The sequence below is a fragment of the Rhodococcus sp. ABRD24 genome (assembly GCF_004328705.1).
In the GTDB taxonomy this organism is placed as follows: Bacteria; Actinomycetota; Actinomycetes; order Mycobacteriales; family Mycobacteriaceae; genus Prescottella.
On record NZ_CP035319.1, the window covers coordinates 3,826,057 to 3,843,868 of the forward strand.

22 protein-coding genes are annotated in these 17,812 nt (G+C 62.7%); 21 read left to right on the forward strand and 1 reads right to left on the reverse strand.

The genetic code is table 11. The features are described from left to right. Positions 1-655: 655 nt before the first annotated feature. The 21 genes from ERC79_RS16990 to ERC79_RS17085 all read left to right on the forward strand — a co-directional run bounded on the left by ERC79_RS16990 (position 656) and on the right by ERC79_RS17085 (position 16,601). A complete protein-coding gene (locus tag ERC79_RS16990) occupies positions 656-1,321 on the forward strand; it encodes a hypothetical protein (protein WP_131579604.1) in 666 nt (221 codons plus the stop codon). A gap of 240 nt (positions 1,322-1,561) precedes the next feature. Further along, complete coding sequence (locus tag ERC79_RS16995; RefSeq protein WP_131579605.1) at positions 1,562-1,795, forward strand: hypothetical protein; 234 nt, start codon at positions 1,562-1,564, stop codon at positions 1,793-1,795. Next, on the forward strand, positions 1,795-2,244 hold the full coding sequence (locus ERC79_RS17000; RefSeq protein ID WP_131579606.1) for a hypothetical protein: 450 nt from the start codon (positions 1,795-1,797) through the stop codon (positions 2,242-2,244). Before ERC79_RS16995 ends, ERC79_RS17000 begins: the two co-directional genes overlap by 1 nt. Before the next feature lie 101 nt (positions 2,245-2,345). Next, a complete protein-coding gene (locus ERC79_RS17005; RefSeq protein WP_131579607.1) occupies positions 2,346-3,008 on the forward strand; it encodes a hypothetical protein in 663 nt (220 codons plus the stop codon). Between the two features lie 141 nt (positions 3,009-3,149). Next, positions 3,150-3,320, forward strand: coding sequence for a hypothetical protein (locus tag ERC79_RS23180; RefSeq protein WP_165497154.1), 171 nt, complete (start codon positions 3,150-3,152; stop codon positions 3,318-3,320). A gap of 30 nt (positions 3,321-3,350) precedes the next feature. Then, entirely contained in the window at positions 3,351-3,683 is a 333-nt protein-coding gene (locus ERC79_RS17010) for a hypothetical protein (RefSeq protein WP_131579608.1), read from the forward strand. A gap of 38 nt (positions 3,684-3,721) precedes the next feature. After that, positions 3,722-4,168: a hypothetical protein gene (locus ERC79_RS17015; RefSeq protein ID WP_131579609.1), complete on the forward strand. Its 447-nt coding sequence runs from the start codon at positions 3,722-3,724 to the stop codon at positions 4,166-4,168. Further along, positions 4,165-4,554, forward strand: coding sequence for a hypothetical protein (locus ERC79_RS17020; protein WP_131579610.1), 390 nt, complete (start codon positions 4,165-4,167; stop codon positions 4,552-4,554). Before ERC79_RS17015 ends, ERC79_RS17020 begins: the two co-directional genes overlap by 4 nt. 27 nt (positions 4,555-4,581) lie before the next feature. After that, positions 4,582-4,980 (forward strand): hypothetical protein, encoded by a 399-nt coding sequence (locus tag ERC79_RS17025; protein ID WP_131579611.1) that lies wholly within the window; start codon positions 4,582-4,584, stop codon positions 4,978-4,980. A gap of 52 nt (positions 4,981-5,032) precedes the next feature. Continuing rightward, a complete protein-coding gene (locus ERC79_RS17030) occupies positions 5,033-5,899 on the forward strand; it encodes a phage tail protein (protein WP_131579612.1) in 867 nt (288 codons plus the stop codon). After that, entirely contained in the window at positions 5,896-7,587 is a 1,692-nt protein-coding gene (locus ERC79_RS17035) for a phage tail protein (RefSeq protein WP_131579613.1), read from the forward strand. The genes ERC79_RS17030 and ERC79_RS17035 overlap by 4 nt, the downstream gene beginning before the upstream one ends. A 41-nt stretch (positions 7,588-7,628) precedes the next feature. Further along, positions 7,629-8,060 (forward strand): DUF2744 domain-containing protein, encoded by a 432-nt coding sequence (locus ERC79_RS17040; protein WP_131579614.1) that lies wholly within the window; start codon positions 7,629-7,631, stop codon positions 8,058-8,060. Positions 8,061-8,135: 75 nt separating this feature from the next. Continuing rightward, complete coding sequence (locus ERC79_RS17045; protein ID WP_131579615.1) at positions 8,136-8,456, forward strand: hypothetical protein; 321 nt, start codon at positions 8,136-8,138, stop codon at positions 8,454-8,456. After that, complete coding sequence (locus tag ERC79_RS17050; RefSeq protein WP_131579616.1) at positions 8,453-9,820, forward strand: hypothetical protein; 1,368 nt, start codon at positions 8,453-8,455, stop codon at positions 9,818-9,820. Before ERC79_RS17045 ends, ERC79_RS17050 begins: the two co-directional genes overlap by 4 nt. A 12-nt stretch (positions 9,821-9,832) precedes the next feature. Further along, on the forward strand, positions 9,833-11,209 hold the full coding sequence (locus tag ERC79_RS17055) for a hypothetical protein (RefSeq protein ID WP_131579617.1): 1,377 nt from the start codon (positions 9,833-9,835) through the stop codon (positions 11,207-11,209). 141 nt (positions 11,210-11,350) lie between these two features. Continuing rightward, positions 11,351-11,743: a hypothetical protein gene (locus ERC79_RS17060; RefSeq protein ID WP_131579618.1), complete on the forward strand. Its 393-nt coding sequence runs from the start codon at positions 11,351-11,353 to the stop codon at positions 11,741-11,743. Then, positions 11,740-12,075 (forward strand): hypothetical protein, encoded by a 336-nt coding sequence (locus ERC79_RS17065; RefSeq protein ID WP_131579619.1) that lies wholly within the window; start codon positions 11,740-11,742, stop codon positions 12,073-12,075. The genes ERC79_RS17060 and ERC79_RS17065 overlap by 4 nt, the downstream gene beginning before the upstream one ends. Positions 12,076-12,136: 61 nt before the next feature. Continuing rightward, positions 12,137-12,487 carry a hypothetical protein gene (locus ERC79_RS17070; protein WP_131579620.1) on the forward strand — a complete coding sequence of 117 codons (351 nt, stop codon included), beginning with the start codon at positions 12,137-12,139 and terminating at the stop codon, positions 12,485-12,487. Positions 12,488-12,513: 26 nt separating this feature from the next. Beyond that, positions 12,514-12,948 carry a hypothetical protein gene (locus tag ERC79_RS17075; protein ID WP_131579621.1) on the forward strand — a complete coding sequence of 145 codons (435 nt, stop codon included), beginning with the start codon at positions 12,514-12,516 and terminating at the stop codon, positions 12,946-12,948. A 275-nt stretch (positions 12,949-13,223) separates the two neighbouring features. Then, complete coding sequence (locus ERC79_RS17080) at positions 13,224-15,824, forward strand: hypothetical protein (RefSeq protein WP_131579622.1); 2,601 nt, start codon at positions 13,224-13,226, stop codon at positions 15,822-15,824. Positions 15,825-16,136: 312 nt separating this feature from the next. Beyond that, positions 16,137-16,601: a hypothetical protein gene (locus tag ERC79_RS17085; RefSeq protein WP_131579623.1), complete on the forward strand. Its 465-nt coding sequence runs from the start codon at positions 16,137-16,139 to the stop codon at positions 16,599-16,601. A 392-nt stretch (positions 16,602-16,993) separates the two neighbouring features. On the opposite strand, the gene ERC79_RS17090 is transcribed toward ERC79_RS17085, so the two are convergent. Beyond that, positions 16,994-17,440 carry a hypothetical protein gene (locus ERC79_RS17090; protein ID WP_131579624.1) on the reverse strand — a complete coding sequence of 149 codons (447 nt, stop codon included), beginning with the start codon at positions 17,438-17,440 and terminating at the stop codon, positions 16,994-16,996. Positions 17,441-17,812 lie beyond the last annotated feature (372 nt).

Here is a 17,812-nt window from a genome sequence, read left to right on the forward strand (position 1 = left end):
TGCGCCCGTCTCCCGCGGGTGATCCGCGGTCGCAGGCGTCGTCGCAGCGCAGGGGCGTCATGGTCCCGCCCCCGGAGCATTCCCTCGACTCCGGGGGCGGGACTCCTCCAACTTATCGAATGGATTTCCGCACAGGGATTTCCGCAATACAGAAAGGTGGATGGCGTGATCACTGTTCTGACGTGTCGCGGCACCGGAGAGCGTGTGATGCGCACCGGTGAATATGCTCTCGTGCATCACGCGCCGGCTCGACTGCAGCAAGTACCTGATCGGCCCCGGCCAGTGTCGGTCCCGCCAACCCTCAGAACCTCGTTGCCGGTTGCTCCGAGGGGTAGTCGGTCGCGATGGGCGTTCGGGCGCTGGTCGCGGAGATCCGTGCTACCCCCGAACCGTGTGGAGATCCTCGGATGCAAGTAGTCCACCACGCCGATGGAATCACCTGCTGCCCTACTGATTTGCCGCTTCGCATGATTGCCGACACCGTGTCGGCTTTCAGCTTCGCCGTCCTGGGCGGGTGGGGGAGCGCACTGGCCGACCGTATCCGCTTCGCCCGCAACGTCATATACCGAACTGACGGTTACTGCGACCGGCTCGCCGCGCTGCTCAATGCGCACCGACCCGCGGTCACCGCCTGGAACCAAATGGATGGTCGACAATGTCTTTCGAAGATGTACGAGATGACGCACAGTTCGTGCGTTTCGCCGACGGCGAATGGGAAGGCCGCCGTAACGGCTATGATGATGGCGCACTGTCGGTCTCACGACCCGGACGCCTGCTTCCCTTCCTGCAGTGGGCGTCGATCGCCAGCAGTGCGCTGAAGGGCCCGACCAAGGCGATGGTCAACGTGAAGGGCTACGCTTCCGGTGGCGAAGTGGAGGACGAACATGGTCCCACCGACGCCGGCGGCTTCCTCTCCACGGCTCCGGTCGGCTCGCTCTTCCCGTTCCTGCAGTGGCACAACTGGTACAACATCTACAAGGGCACGCGGGACGAAATCGTCTCCGCAGGTGGCGAAGCCGCCATCACGGCTATGGTCGGTGCCGTCACAGGCCCGGCCGCAGCCGCCGCCGCGGGCGCGACCACCGCGTTGACCAGCACGGTAAGCACCGTGGTGCAGACCCTGTCCTCCGCATCGCAGAACCTCCGCCAGGACGCCCCGAAGCTGGTGCAGCCCCAATTTCGCGCGCCCGTAGGGCATATGAGCCCGGAGATAGACCGGAGCACCACCATCAACGTGATCAAGACCGCCCCCGACGGCGCGAATTTCACCAACGACCCGTTACGCGAGCGGATCGCAACCTATCTGAGCCACGTGCGCTGAAGCGCTCCCGCTCGCACGAGCGAAAGGGGGTGATGAGAAATGCTCAGTACCGTCGTCGACGTCCTCGAGGCTGTCAGCGTGCTTCCGCTGTTGCTGCCGCTGCTCGGTCTGTAACCCGAAGTGTCAGAACGGGGTTTGTGGAAGCCCCGCTGGGTCCAGTAGCGCAGTCGATGCCTCCGGACCGAATCCGAACCATTCGTTTCCACGGACTACCCGTGAACCCAACATTTGGAGAATCTCGTGCCCAGTTCCGATGATCCCAGCGGTCTCGCTGAACGTATCCAGACCGAAGTGCAGGCCGTGGTCGCGCGACTCGCGATGTTGAAGGCCGATGTCAATGTGCTGTCCGACCTCGCCCAGGGCGTCGCGATGACAGTGGCCGCGGCCATTCCGCCGCAGGAGACCTCCGAGGGTGCGCCCGAGGGCGCTCTCGGCGCCGAGGTGACAGTCGGCCTGGCACCGGAAGCAGCGTAATGCCGACCTATCCCGCACCGGGGGAGTTCCCCGACTTCGAGCAGTTCATGGTCGACCTGTTCACCCCGACCGCGACCACCGTCACCACCTTGCCCGCCACCTCGGCGGACCTGCAGTCCACGCTGCCCTTGATCTGGGTGCGGACTACCGGGGGGACGCTCGATATCAACGCGATCACCTACAAGGCGAAAGTCAGCGTGGTGGCCTTCGGCACCACTCGCGCTCAGGCGCAGCAGCTTTCGGTGCAGATCCGAACGGCGATGCTCGGCGCCCCGGCCAACCGGGTCAACGGTGTGCTCGTCGACTATACCGAGGAGATCGCGGCAGAGGAACCGAAGTTCCATCCGCCGATCCTGCGTCGTGGCCGCGGTCTCACCGAGGTGCCCGACCTCGACCCGCTCAACCAGATGGTCGAGGTCGCGTTCTCGATCGAAGCTCGCCGCCAGTAGGCGGTGGGTGAATCCCGTCCTCGACGGGGCTTTCACCGGCGCCGCTCGGTGCCGATTCCTGTTAACCATGCCTGCATCCGCGGGCGCTCGATTGGAGACACATGCCTGCCACCAACCTCACCGCGCTGAAGAACGCGCAGCGGTCGCTGCTGCTCAAGCCGCTCGACGCGGCCGTTTTCATCGCACCGCATTACACCCCGGCGCCGTCCGCGCTGACCGACGCCTCCGGCGTCCTGCAGACGCTGCCGCCGGCCTACCAGCCTGTCGGCCTGATCGACAAGAAGACCGGTGTGGCCTTCGCGCGTGGCATCACCGCCGCGCCGATCGAGTCCTACGGTGAACTGCAGCCGGTGCGTAACGATGTCACCAGCGATATCACCACCATCGAGTTCCAGCCGCAGCAGACGACCGCGCTGACGCTGAACCTGGCTACTGGCACCGCGCTGTCGGCGATCAAGGCTAATGCCGCCTCCGGCGAAGTGTTCTTCGCCCAGCCGGCCTCGGAAGAGATCACCTACTACTCGGCAATCATCATCGGTAAGGACGGCAACGACGCCAACCCGATCTACGTCTACAAGGTGCTGCCGAAGGTCGCGGTCAGCAAGTACGGCGGCGAGCAGTGGAACCCCACCGAAGTCCTCGCCCAGAAGCTGACCATGGTCGCCTTCAAGGACGACACCGCCGGCTACGCCATCGCCCATGGCTTCGGCGGCTCGGGCTGGAAGAAGATCCTCAGCCAGACCAACATCCCGAACGCTGCGTAAAGCACCCCCAACCGTCTCCTGACGGTTTCTCGATCTCCCAGGTCCACGGACTTGGGCGTGGGGCGTGTCATGTGTCTCCGGTCATGGCACGCCCCCACACATTCCCTATCCATTCTTGCCGGAGAAGAAAGCGGGTCCACCGTGTCCGCCATCCCCACCGAGTACCCCGTCACCATGACCGACGGCGTCGACGACTACATCGTTTCCAACGCGACCGAGTACGTCACCGCGGTCTTCAAGCTCGGCCACGCCGAGAAGGCCGAGGTCCAGGCCGTCGAAAAGCCGGGCCGCGGCCGCGCATCGAAGTCCTAGTAACACAAAACAACCCGGAGAAACTGCATCATGGCATCCACACCCGAAGCGGCCGACCAGGCCCAGGTCGGCGGTCGTTTCTACGAGCTGCAGCAAGAGCTCGCCCCGCACCGACGCGCGCCCTACCGCCTGACCGACGACATCGCGATCGCACCGGTCACCCGCAGCCAGGTCCTGGCCTTGCGCCGGACCGCCAGCGATGACGAACAGATGGTCATCGTGCTGGGCGACCAGTACGAAGCCGTCGAAGAACTGTTCGCCGATCGGCCGCTCGACGAGTGGTTCGCCTTCCAGAAGGATCTTTACGCCCACCTCTTCGGCCAGGGCTCCTCGGAGCTGCCGGGGGGATCGCAGGGCTCGTAGAGTTCTGGGAACGTTTCGGTGCCGCGCTCGACTACGACTTGCTCGAGCGCGGCATCGACATCCGGGAATGCTTCGGGCCCCACACTATTCGCAACCGTGATTGGCGCACGATCTGGTCCGTCAAGGACAGGCTGCCGCACGGTTCACAATACCGCTCGGCGCTGGCGATGGATCGTGAGCTGGCCGAGCAGATGCTCGCCGCCGAACAAGCCGAGGCCGAACTCGACCTGTACGAAGTGGAGACCGAACCCGCCGGCCCGACTCCGGAGGGATACACCATCGACAGCTATCTGCTGCTGTCGATCATCGACGCACTCCAGGGCGTGCAGGCCGCGGTGATCGCTGCCGCCGGTGGCGACCCGCCCCGGATGACGCCGATGCCTCGGCCGGTCACCGCGGTGGACATCGTCCGCGACGCTCAACGAGACGAGTCGATGCAAGGCCTCATCGACCAGTTCACCGGATCCACCTGGGAGGACGAATGATCTATTCCGCAACGCTGCCGGCCCAAGCCGCCGGCGCGGCCGATACCACAACCCTGGCCGGGGTCTATTCCCCGGCCTTCTACAGCGGCGACACCGTCACCGATGTCCAGCTGGTCGCACCGCCGGGGTTTGCCACTGTCACCGGCGCCGCGACCAACAACGCCACCATCTCTGTCCGCCAGCTGCGCGATGGCGCTGTGCTGCAGACCTTTGCGAGCCTCACGCTGACCGCGGGCCTGAAACTGGCCGCGGAAATCCCCGTCACCATTCCGCTCACTGCGCAACCGGTACTGCGCTCCGGCGATGTGCTGGACGTGCGACTGCACCAGAACGGCACGGGCCAGGCCATCGGCAGTGGACTGTTCGTGTCGGTCTTCGTGAGCTGACGCGCAGACGATGGCAAACGAATCGATATGACTATGAACGAAAGTAGTGACGCGAGAAGCAGCCTGGAGAGCTTCTTGCGGCAGAACGCAAATGTGCCCGCTTACGCCACCGGCGGCGATGTCAAGGGGCCGGGATCGTCGATCGGCGACAAGATTCCGGCCTACCTTTCCGACGGCGAATTCGTGATGAATGCACGATCGACCGCGGCAAACCGCCCGTTTCTGCAGGCGTTGAACGCCGATCCGTCCTTCTTGCAGAAGATGCTGGCGGCGCGTTCGGCGGGCGGTGGATCAGGCGGCGGTAGCGGCCCGGCCCAGCCGACCCCCGGTGGGCAGCCGGCGACGGTGAATATCTCGATGTCGAGCAATGAAGACATCATCGGAAGATTGAAAATTCTGGCGGCGCAATGGGAATTGTCTCATTAGTTGCCGCGGCAATGATATGGATTGGGGTGAATCTGTGGCGTCCAATGCTGCGATGATCACGGTGACCGGAGTCGATGGCTCACGATGGACCATCGCCGGTCAGGGGAGTGGTCGTGAGGGTGTAGAGCTGGCCACGTCGCCGACCGGGTTGTACGACGCGCCGGTGACGACGATTTGGAATCAGTCGGCGTTTCAGGCCGGTTCCTCGTTCGGTGGTTACCGGACGAACAAGCGCGATGTCGTTTTCGCGGTCAATGTCTTTCAGACCGCGGGTAGTTCGTGGGAGGCGGTGGATTCCGCGTGGCGCAAGGCCTGGGCCTACGACCGCGACGCGACGTTGACGATCACGACCGATTTCGGCACGCGAACGCTGAAACTGAGGATGTCGGAGCAACCGGACTTCAAGCCGGACAAGGATCCGCATCTGAAGTCGATCGGCAAGGTCGTCATGACCTGTACAGCGGGCAATCCGTGGTGGGTCGAGTCTGACGTGACCGGATCCTGGACCTCCACGATCGACACCACCGGCGCGGTCAAGGACCAGTCCGGCACGGTCACCATCGCCAACCCGACCGATCAGCCGATGTGGCTCAAGTGGGTATGTTCGGCGCCGGGTAAGTGGACACTGCCGGACTTCTCATGGGGTGCAGTCGATCGCCACGGCGATCGGGTGATCGAATTGCCGATGACCACCGAGAGCGAGGATCTGACGGTCGACACCGACCCGATGGAAGAGATGATCGTCGCCAAGGACGGCTCCCAGATCTGGGCGCTGATGGACGGCGTCAGCTTCCTCTATCCTGTGCCCCCGTACACGCCGGCCACCGCGATACCGGTCAAGGTGAGTGGTGCGCCGACCGGCGCGTCGGTGCTGGTGGTGCAGCCGCGTAACTGGTCGCGCCCGTGGGGGCTGCAGTGACTTCGGTGCTGGACCTCCCCGCGATCTACGCGGATGCGCAATCGGCCAAAACGGTTCGCAAGCAGCAGCGGTTCGCGCGGCCCCTGATCCGCCTGTGGGATGGCGACTGGAAGCTGCGCGGTGTATGCGGCGCGGAGATCAGCGCTGATTTCCGCTGGATTCTGAACCAGGCCGGGACCGGTCTACTGGTGCTGCCCTACGACTACTACCTGGCGAAGTGGGCGGTCGATATCAATGGCCGCACCAAGAAGAACGTGCACATCACCGTCGACAAGGATGGAGCGCGCTGGGACGGGCGGCTGGAGAAGGCTGTCATCAAGACCGACGGCCACGGTGTCACCACCGTCGAGCTGCTGTTCATGCACTCCTACCAGGATCTCAAGCACATCTACTGCTGGTCGAATCCGTTTCTGCCGGAAACGGTTCAGTTCCCGCGACAGTTCCTGCTCGCGGGGCCCAGCGTCTGGGTGCTCAAAACCGCGTTGCATCTGAATCTGCTCCGCCTGCAAGGTGGGCTGTGGACGTTGCCCGACGATCCGATGGACCCCACTCAGTGGGGCAGCCTTGACCAGTCCACGTGGGGAGTCGTGGTGAAACCTGGTAATTTCCTATCTGATACGTCGATGTGGACGATCTTCAGCTCTCGCTTCCAGAACTTCCACGAAGCCTCGGCGGGCACCCTGGAAACGGCGCAGCTGGCGGTCGTCACGCGGCGCTGGTTGCAGGGTGATCCGCCACCGTGGAACGGTGCGAAGGTCCGGCACGGCTGCCTGGTTGTCGACATCGTCGACAAGTCCGGCTTCTGGACCGGTACCAGCACCGGCGGCAACGTCTGGGCTGGGCTCGAGCGCACCAAGCAGGTGTTCGACAACACCATGCTCGACTACAGCCCGAGTGGTGCGCTGAAGGATCCGAATATGCCTGAGCTGTACAGGAATCCGGACCATAAGGGCTGGATGGGCACGCTCCCGTCGCATCCGTGGGTGGTTTACCGGCAGAACGACAACACGGGCATCCAGACCTCACAGTTCATCGTCAATCCCTCGTCGGCGGTGCAGGTTCTCACCGGCGGTCACTCGATGCCCGGTGTGAACGAGGCGATCTCCTCGGCGATCCAGGTGGTCGGCATGCTGGTCGCCGGCGCTCTCGGTGAGATTCCGTTCGGTGGTTCCATCGCCGGTGGTGTGGTGAACGCCGCCACGGCGGTGGCGAACACGATCGCGACGTCACTGTTGTCGGACACGCTGATGGCCTGGCAGAAGCACACATCGGGGCAGCGCGTCAGCGCCGCGGGCTGGTCGCACTACTGGGAGCACTTCGAAAACAGTGCCGACCGCGCCTACACCCTCGGCTCGTTGTTGACCCTGGGTCAGGGTATGTGGAAGACCCGTCAGCACTTCACCCACAAGTTCATCGTCGCCAACGGGGAGCCGTATCTGATCGGCGACCAAGGGCTGGGCCACTTCTTCCTAGGCGACCGTGTCGGTTCCACCGTCAAGGGCATGCCCGAAGACACGGTGTACGTCGACCAGGTCACCGAACTCGAACTGGCTTGGTCGCGGACCGCGAGTCCGGCCTGGCAGGTCACCGTCGGCTCGGAACGTGACCACGACATGCCCTTCGCCAAGTCCATGCGCGTGGTTGCCGACATTGTCGACGACATCCACGCACTAGCCGTCCAGATGTAGTTCCGCCCGCCGAATCCCCATCGAAACCCTCCGGAGAGAACATGTCCATCCCTTCCCTCGAGCAGTGCAACCCCGACGATCCCAGCGAGGCCTTCGTGTGGGCGCTGGTCGGCCTGCCCGGCCCCCAGAACTCACCACTTCTCGTGCATCCCGACGTGCTACGGCAGTGGTCGAAACACCTGTGGGACCTCGGATTTCGCCATTACGCCAGCGAGCAGACCAAGGAGTACCACCCGCCCGCGCGCGGTCTCTCGCATTGGCTCAACGGCGCCGGCCAGTGGGCGGAGAAGGGCGCGCCGCGTCCGCCGGAGAGCTCGGCACCGGATGTCACCGAGCTGACGCCGGACGAAAGGGCTCACCTGGTAGAGCAGCTCAGGGAATCCGGTGAACTCAAGCACCTGGTGGACCCGCGTGATCTCGACCTGAACACCGCAAGAGTCGGCTCTGTCGAGGATCTCCCGGACGGCAGCTGAGGACGAGCCCGGATCAGGCCGCCTTCAATTCACTTCTCGCGCCTTCCGGCGCAATTGTCTCCCTAGGAGTTGCTCATGGCTCAGAATGTTGGAGCTTTCGTCGCTCGCAACGCGAAAGCGGTGGTGTCGCTGATCGGCGGCATCATCAGCGTCCTCACCGTTTCGGTGGCATTGCTGCAGTACGCTCCGGCTTCCGCGGTCGGCGCGGGCGTTGCACTGCTCACCGCACTCGAAGTGCTGCGCACCGTCAACGTATGGATCGTCAAGAACGAGCCGGTGCTGGTGGCCGCTGCGGACGCTGCGGCCGAGCTGGTGGAATCTTTCACCGACGCGGTCGGAGTCTCGGATTCGGACCATCCGGTGGCGGGACACCTTTCGACGGGCGGTGCCCGATGACCAGCCCGGACAAGTGGGTACCGCCTGGCGCATACACCGGAGGCTCGATTCGTAACCTGCCGATGGTCACCTGGGACTCGGCCCGGACGCAGATCCTGTCCAGGGTCACAGCGTCGTTCGCCGGTGTGGAAGCGATCGGCTCGAATCTGAACTCGGTGGCCAAGCTGGCGTTGAACGCTGCCACCGATGCTCAGTCCGGCGCCTCCCAGGCGCAGGCGTCGGCTGAGACCCTGGAGAATACCACGGCCCAGAACGCCGTGGACCTGGCGGAACTGGTTGCGGTTCAGTCCGCCCAGGCCACGGGCGGTACAGCGTTCTCCGACGCATTCGGCCGCACTGCGTTGGGTCTGGACTACACCACATTCAAGACCGGCCCGGTGGCGGATCTGGTGGTCATCGACGGACAGGTGCAACTCAATCGCATCGGTGACAAGAACACCGGCGATGTTGTCGCCCTGTCCAAAACCGTGACGGGCACCGATGATCAGCGCGTATCCGTGGTGGTCGGCCGGATTCAGGAGGCCTACAAGGCCGCTGCCCGGATCGTCGTCCGCTCCGCGACGAACCTGTCGACTTTCGTGTACGCCCATGTCTATCGAGACCGCGTTGAACTTGGCTGGGGCACGCGCAGCGGCAACACCACCGTGTACAACGAATGGGCGTCGAAATCGGCCACGGTCACTACCGGCGCTACCGTCACCGTCGAAGCGGTGGGTCGCACCTACAAGGTTCTGGTGAACGGCGTTCTCGTTGTCGGTCACACGGATGGGGATACCGCAGCGCCCCCTAAATCTCCGATCGGAGCGAACAACCGGTCCTTCGGCTTCGGCTGTCAGTACTACTGGACCGGGCTGTTCGGATACTTCTCGTTCGCGATCAACTCGCTCGCCGCGGCCGATCTGTCCTCGCCGCCGGTCGTCGGCACCGGGTGGTCGCTGTACCGCCTCAACCCCGTCGCTGTCGCGCAGCCGGCCGGTGAAGTACGCGTTGCTGCAAGCACTTTCGACAACATCGGCGCCGCCAAAGGCGTCGCCGTACCCGATCTCGGCCGCGGCGAGGTGCAGATCGAGAAGGCGGGTTGGTACGCGATCACGACCGCGTATGCCCTGTCTTCGTCTAACACCGGAGCGCGGGTAGGACTGTGGACCGCGCCGGCGCCAGGCGGAACCTGGTCGTTGTCTCGGGTCGGCGCTCGCACGGCCAGCGACTCCGCGCCACTAGGCGTCGTCAGCTCAAGCGTCGGCAGCTCATTCACCGCCTTTCTGCAGCAGGGATCGGTGGTGGCGCCGGGCTACTACCTCAGTGCCAACAACGGGTTCGTCGGCACGGCAACCTATTTCGATGGCGCATTGCTGAGCTACTGATGGAGCCTGACTGTGACCTCACCTGACAAATCGGTCCCCACCGGCGCGTACGTCGGCACCGCGGGGGCCTCGAACAACATCAGCAACCTCCAGAAGCTCACCTGGGAGGGTGCCCGCGAGTCGACCGTTTCCGGTGTCATCGGCTCGTTCGCGGGCGTGACCGCCATCGGCGGCAACTGGAAGGCGATCACCGACAAATCCCAATCCGCTACCACAACAGCGCAAACGCGGTCCTCCGAGGCCAACTCTACAGCCGCCAGTGCGCAGACGGTTGCCGATGTCAACAAAGCAACTATCGAGGCCCTGACACCGCGGCGGCCTGGCGAACAGCTGAGTGGCACCACGTTTTCTGATGACTTCGAGCGCACGGAGCTCGGATCCGGCTACACCACCTATAAATTCGGTCAAGTCCCAGACCTGACCATTGTCAGCGGTCAGGTTCAACTGAACCAGGGAGGTGACAAGCCCATCGGCTACGGCTCCGTCGTCGTCGCACTGTCGAAGACGGTGCTGCGAACCGACGATCAATCGGTCTCGGCGGTCATGGGCCGCGCAAATCAAGCCGGCGCATCCAACACCCCGCTCTACATTCGTGCCGCGCCCGACTTGGCCACCTTCGTCTACGTCGACATACTGGCCAATGAAGTACGGCTCGGACGAGGCACCCGCACAACCGGGCTGAACTACACCCCATGGGGCACCGCGGCAGTTACCCTCCGAACCGGCGATACCGTCACCCTGAACGCGGTCGGAGCGAACTATCAGGTACTGATCAACGGGGTCCCGATCTTGGCCTACAACGACAGTGTCGAGAGCTCACCCGTCGGTGTGGGGAACAGGTCTTTCGGATTCGGCAACTGGTACACCTGGTTGGCCTCGTTCGCGTACTCCTCCTTCTCCTTCGCCGTCGCCGCGTTGACGGCTAGCGACCTTGTGTCCCCGCCGGTCACCGGCATCGGCTGGGCGCTGGCCCGCATCAGTTCCGCGAACGTGCCCCAGCCAGCGGGGTCCCGTGCCGTCGCGGCAGGTACCTTCGACACCGTTCGGCACAGCTCGGCAGTGACGGTCTCCGCCCTGGGGCTCGGACAAGTTCAGGTGCCGGTCTCAGGCTGGTACCGGATGAGCCTCGGCCTGTACTTCACCGTGCCCACCGTGATCGGGGCCGACCTCTGGTGGGCCCCGAACTCCGCCGCGACCTGGCGGCAGTTGCGCACCGGGCCCAAGATCCTTCAGCTCCAGGATTACGGGTACGCCTCGAGCGTCGAGGCCACGTTCGTGGTCTTCCTGCCCGCGGGGGCAGTCGTCGCTCCTGGCTGCAGCTCCCTTGCCAACAACAATCTCTTCGGCCCCAACACCTATTTCGACGGGGCCCTGATCAACCGCGCCTAGCCGGTGCCCAACTCGCCCCCGATGCCTTCGCAGGGCCGACTTGGTCGAGCCCTCTCCCGTTGGCGACCCTACTAACCCCCTGGAGTCCACAATGGCGCAGCGCCATCACCAGCGGACCGTGCCCAGGTCCGAAGGGACCTGATGCCCCTTCTCGAAACCACGCTGATCAGCGCCGCCACCTTTCTGGGCGGCTCCGGCGCCGCCAGCTTCTACTCCTGGCTTCGGGCGCGGAAAGCTCAACCGGCACAGAATATTCGCCACGAAGTGTCCGCCGCCAAACAGGTCAACGACATCGCATTGGCGACCCTGTCCCGTGTGTCGGAAGAACTGCGGGTCGTCTCCCTGCGGCTCGACGGAGTAGAGGCCGCGCAGGCGGCGTCCAGGCAGGAATTGGACCGTGTCACCGGCCTCTTCCGCGAGGCGCTCGCGGTACTGCGCGGCGTAATCGAAGCGGCCCAGCACGGCCGCATCCCGGAACTGAACCTGTCCAGAGAACTCATGGACGAGGTCGAACACAGCGAAGGAATCACATGACATCACCGATCGATCCCGGATACCTCGGCTACCAGCCGAAGATCGAACCACTCAAACTCACCACCGGCGCCGGCTTCGTGCAGACCATTCAGCCCTCCAATGGGGCCGTATTCCCGGCCGGAACAAAGGTTTCCATCGTGCTCACCGCGCCCGGCGGCGCATCGCTGGGTACCTGGCCCGCCACCGTCACCCCGACCGCAGCCAGCTGGACCGTACCCGCGGCCACGTCCGATCCGATCCCCACCAACTCGCGTTACACGATGTTGGTCACCTACACGACCACCCCGGCCACCACCTACGCCTGGTACGTCGGCTCCGTCATCCGCAACTGACCTCTTTCGCCGCTCGACAACGGCGAAATTCATTGCAAAAACAATTCTCGAGGAGAACATCATGGCTATCGCTGTTACGTCAACCAAGAACGCTCTGTGCGCCGCCTACGCCAATGCGGCGCCCACTATGTATGTTTCGGTCCATACCAGCGACCCGGGCCCCACCGGCCTCGCGGAAGCCTCGGGTGGTGCGCCGGCCTATGTCCGTGTGGCCACCACCTGGGGCGCGCCGGCCAACGGCCAGATCACCGGCAGCCAGGTCACCGTGAACCTGCCCGCCGGCACCTACACCCACGCCGGTCTGTGGAGCGCCGCCACCGGAGGCACGTTCATCGACAAGGTCGCGATCTCCCCGACCATGCTGGGCGCCCAGGGCACCCTGCTGATCACCCCGACCTTCGCCGTGAGCTGATTCACCTCTTCGATTTGGAGGCTGCTATGCCAGCACCAGCACAGGCGATCGTGGCCGCACTGCCCACGCGACCGACAGTGCTCACCTCGGTCGCGGCGCCACCGGCGATGGTGGTGGCCCTGCCGGGGTCGCCGGTCAGCCGGGTCGACGGTGCACGGGTCCCGGTCATCCCGGCGTTCGTGTACGCCGCGTTCGGCGGAACCGCCACTCCAGCCGTGACCTTCAAGCCCTCGGCCAAGCTCTCCGCGGAGGCGACCGGGCTCGGGTCTTTGACTTTCGCTACGAAACCCGCAATGCGGGCGACTCTTTCGCTCGGAAGTGGAGGATCGGCTACGGCTCGTGCCGCTGTCGGGTCCGGTGGCCGGGTTGTCCTGGCCGCGGGCTTCGGCGCCGCGGTGACGGCCCGTACCGCCAACGCGGTCACCACCGCCACCGGCGAGCTTTCGTTCGCGATTCCGTAACTCGGTGCTCATTCCCGCTCCGCGCACCCGGGCGGCACCGCATCTAGTGGTGTAAAGCCATTCCCGATATCGGGGATCGTGTTCTACATGTGCCGCGCTCAACCTTTGGTTGAGCGCGGCACATGTCTCTTCTCGACTTGTCACAGACCGGTCGACAACTCTCTGCGCGCGCACGCCGAATTGCTCGCCGCCGCTACCCATCCGGGTGCCGCGTAGCTTGCAGCACTTCGAGCCTGGTCGCGGCGCGCCTGAAATCTTTGAGGAGGCGATGATCCGTGTCAGATATCTACGGTCTGCCCGACACCACTGGCCGCCAGGAGGGTGATACGTGGACTACAACGTTGCCCGACGGGCGAACCGTCAAGAACACCATCCCAAGTGGGAACGGCAATCAGACTGTCGATCAGCAAATCATCAATCCTGATGGCAGCACGACCAATTCGCGTGTAGTCGACAACGGAAATGGCGGGTGGCAGCGGTGGAACGACGACTCCACCGGCACCTCATCTTACGCCGGCAAGGACGGGCAGGACACCGAGGTCTACGGCCAGCACTTCGATCCCGGGACATCGACTGCGGGCCAGGCCAGCCACGAGTTCGGGATTTCCAGCGACTACAACAACACCTATACCGCTTCCTACGACGAAGACGGGAACCGGGTGGGCACCGATGTAGGTGTCGCGAACGAGGGCGGTCTGTACGACAACGTTCATGTCGACAGCTACGGCAACAAGACATTCTCGGAGACCACCCGAAACGAGCAAGGGGGGCTCGTCAGCACATTCACCGGTCAGGTCGATAGCGAAGGCTACGGCTGGCGGGACATCTCGGGTAAGAACGGCCCGCAGCGATGGCAGGTAAGCCCGGACAGCCAAGGCAAGCGGGTCCTGACGCGTACCGAAGAGACCGACTCGGGCGTACACCACTTCCGGATGGACGAGAACGGCAAGCTCACCGACGAATTCCGTGGCAAGAATCCGGGTGAGTGGTATCGCGACACCATCATCACCGACGCCGACGGAAAGACCACCATTACCCGCCTAGATGTCCAGCTCGACGAAACGGTCTACGACATCGACGGAAACATTATCAAGAAGCCAAGAGACAAGCGGAACGCTGTTAGAAAGGCTGTCGACACCACCCTCGAATTCGGCTACGGGTTGGGCCGCGCGGCCTTCGGTATGACTGACTTGGGTGCGGTGTACAACACAGTCAGCCCGCTCTGGGGGCAACATGACGCGGCAGTGACGTCTGACGATATCGCGCGCGAGACGGTTGAAACGTTGAAGCCAATATTCAATGGCGACGGTCATGAACGCTGGCAAGCACTCCAGGCGGTGGTGGTGGGCACCAACACTGATGAATACGCCGAAGACAGCACAGTATCCATCACCAAGGCGATCCTGACTGGCGCAACTTTTTTCATTCCCGGACCGAAGGGTCTTGGGGCAATCCGGCGAGGAAGTCGAGACGGCGAAGGACTGCTGATCGATGAAATGGTTGCGGCCGGCAAATCTGAGGCCGAAATCCTAGCCGCTGTAAGGGAACTCAGGACTGTCGACGAGTTGCGTCCCTGGCAGCAGGGGGCGCGGATGGATGCCCCAGAAGTCCTCGCGGCGATCGAGAGTAGCAGATTGTCGCAGGGCGGAGACGCCCACGGCGCGAGCGGACTCGGCGAAGGCGATTCTGGTCCTACGCGAACCGGATCGCCGGAATCCCCACCGCGGACTTCTCCGCATCAAACGCCAGGGGAGGGTGCTCCGGCGAACCCAAGTGTGCCCGAAGTGCTCCCGGAATTTTCAACAAATTCGCGCCATGATCGGGATTTGACCAACAGTACAGCGCCGGACGACACGACCAACATGATTCGCGTTGGACCGTTGGGAGTCAAACCCTGGGATCTTCCCGGGGTTTTTAATGCCGTAACTTATCTGAGTAACCCCGCTCGCGGCGGTGTTGGTGAAGCTTTCACTCGCGCTAAATTGCGGCTAGAAGGATATGAAATCCTCGCCGAACAACCTACAATTGGAGTTCGTGTCGACGGTAAATGGGTCACGGTGAGGCCGGACTTCATTGTCATCAATCCGAAGACCGGAAAGTTGGAGGTTATTGAATCAAAGTTCGGTAAAGATCCGAGATTTACCCGAAAGGGTCAGGTTCGGGCCTATCCGGAACTCAACAAAGGGACATTGACAGCCTCGGATTTGAATCTGTCCAAAGCCCTTGATGTCGATGGAGAACCTCTATCTGTTCGTATTGGCGAACTGAAATCTGCAGGCCTCCTGGCAGATGATGTGATCTCCAGGGTCGAGGCACACTTTTGGAATGTCGACTACATGCCGACACCTCAAATCATTGAGATGGCGGCTAAGTCATTCGCTCTCGACTATGAGACCCTCTTCCGGACGAAGGTCGGAAACTGGGGGGCCTCGGCTAGATTGTCTCAACAGTTTCTGAACGACCTGGTGACGGAAATCAACGCCGCGGCCACTACCGCCGGCCTGCCGCCCTTACTTCCGAACTATTGGGCTAAGACAAAGAACTCAAGCAATCCTGGATTGCTTTCAATGTTGCCCGTAATCGGTATCCCCGCATCCCTGCTTTACATGCTTGGGCAAGATGAATCCGCAGGAGGGGCCGACTCCGAATCTGACCTGGACCTCGTCGCTTCATTGATCGGAAACATCAGCGCTCCAGTGGTTTCTTCTCCGCCGTATCCTGAAACGAACATTGCTCGCTTGCAGCGAAGTGCACGCTCCGCCGTGCCTCGCGATGAGTCCATGACGGTGAACATTGTGCGATCAAGTCAAGAGGCGGCTCGGGAGCCCGGTGGGCGGGAGGCGCTAGCGGTGTGGACATACGGCGCCCATTTGTGATATCTAGGGTGAATCGATCTGGTGGGGGCTCTCGCCTGAAAGGAGTAATTTGTGGCTGCTCGTAAAAGAGACCGTGTTGCCAATATGGTTAAGGGGGAATTGACCGATGCAATGGTGCACGCGGGATACATGCCGTCTGGTTCCCTAGCGGAGTGTAACGAGGGTGCCGTTTGGTTCACGACTGATGCTGTTGGAATTCCTCATACCGTCGCTGCCGTGCAAGCAAATATTGGCTATTCGAGGGACGGTGCCGCGAGGTGTACGGGAATTGTATGCCTTATATCTTCGGCGGTAGGTGACATCCTACGATCAATGCCATCGGACGCACTGCTGAAGGGTGAAGGTCCGGACAGCCGCTTCCTTGAGTATGTTGACCAGTGGACTTTTAACAATCTGCCGGGTCTGGAGTCGGTGGGGAAGGCGCCATGGGTGATTACTGAAGCGGACGTGCCGATTGCCGTGCAGTGGTTTGAAAATCGCGTATCTGGGGCTGTTGCGAAATGGTTCGACGATCGCAACTCTCTTGAGAGGTTGATTCGGGTGGCGGAGGAGCCGATCCCGGGGACCTCGCATGACCGGATTGACCCCCGTGTTCTACGGGCGACTATAATCTTGTGCATCGTCAATGGTTACTTCACTGATGCAGCAGGATTGATGACAGCGCACCTTGGGCGCGATCACGTGCAGCCGAATATGGATTCATTCGAGCGTGCCGCCGCGTTCGATAGAGCTCTAGCGGATAGGTTTCCGGAATATCGGCACGCCCGAGGCTGCTGACCTTTCTGTATCCCAGACGGCGGGATATCCGCTATGGGTGTCCTCTGGATCGGTGACCGTGGGTTGAATCACTTCTCGGTGGGGCGCATCAACCGACTCTTGCGGATCGGGAGTGTATGGACCGCGTCCGGCGCTGGCACGATAGGACACAACATGTAGGCGGGTCCTGGGGTGTGATGATGGAAGTTCTCGCACAGCCATCAGTCACCCACAGGACCTGAGTTGGCTCATTTCGTTAGTGCTGACGCCGGGGCGCGCACCATCGCTCCCTCGATCCCTGATGGCCTGAACGAAGTCACCACTAGATCCAGGGCGGTTCAATCACCTTGGCAAGTTCCGCAAGTAGAATCGCTCACTGAGGGTTCGCGTGAGGCGGCGAACAATGCGCCGCCTCACGAATCCTGCCAGCCTCTGCGAACGACAATCAATGATCCGACTTTGATCATGTCCTTGGCCGAGCCTGTGGGAACGAAACCCAGTAGGTAGCCATCGGCACCGAGATCGAGTTGAACCAGGAGCACGCCGTGCTTGCGGCTCTGCTCTCCAGCCAAGCCGAGGAACCGCTCGATGTCCTCGTCCCCATCGTCGTCATCCTCGTGTTCTTCCCACCAGTCCCATGACATGGACGACGGGTGGAACTTCAAGGATTCCAATGTTTCTCGGGCCATCTCCGGATCGTCAGACCAGTCGATGTACTCCATGACCGCAGCGTCCTGTAGACCTTGGGTCAGCTCCGCCAATGCCCATCTGTCATCCACCGCCGCCCGGACCGCCTCGGTGAGCGCCGGACTCTCCGGTACCAACTGCTCAGCGATCGCGATCAAGCTGCGGCGGTCCATACGTTTCCCCTTCGACATGCCTTTTGGATGAAATGCTTATCACGAACTTATCACGAACAATCTGCGTGACAGTGAAGGCCCCTAATCGCGTCGCACTAACCTCGATCTTTCGTGAGCGCGGCATGCCGGCCTAATCGAGTTCGGTTTTCTTGTCCCGGTGATGGTTCCGGTTTCCGGGCGCGGCGGGGTGGCCGACGCGGTCGGGTTGCGTCGGGGTCCACGGCCCCGAATGATGGTGGTCCTTAAGTTCGTAGGTGCAGTTACTTCGGTCGATTACGTTGTGACTGTGACCCGGGTGGGCCGGGTGTGGCTGCGTTGTTGTTTGCCAGCTCTCGGGTGTGGCTTGAAAGCATCGGAACTCCCGACGGGCAG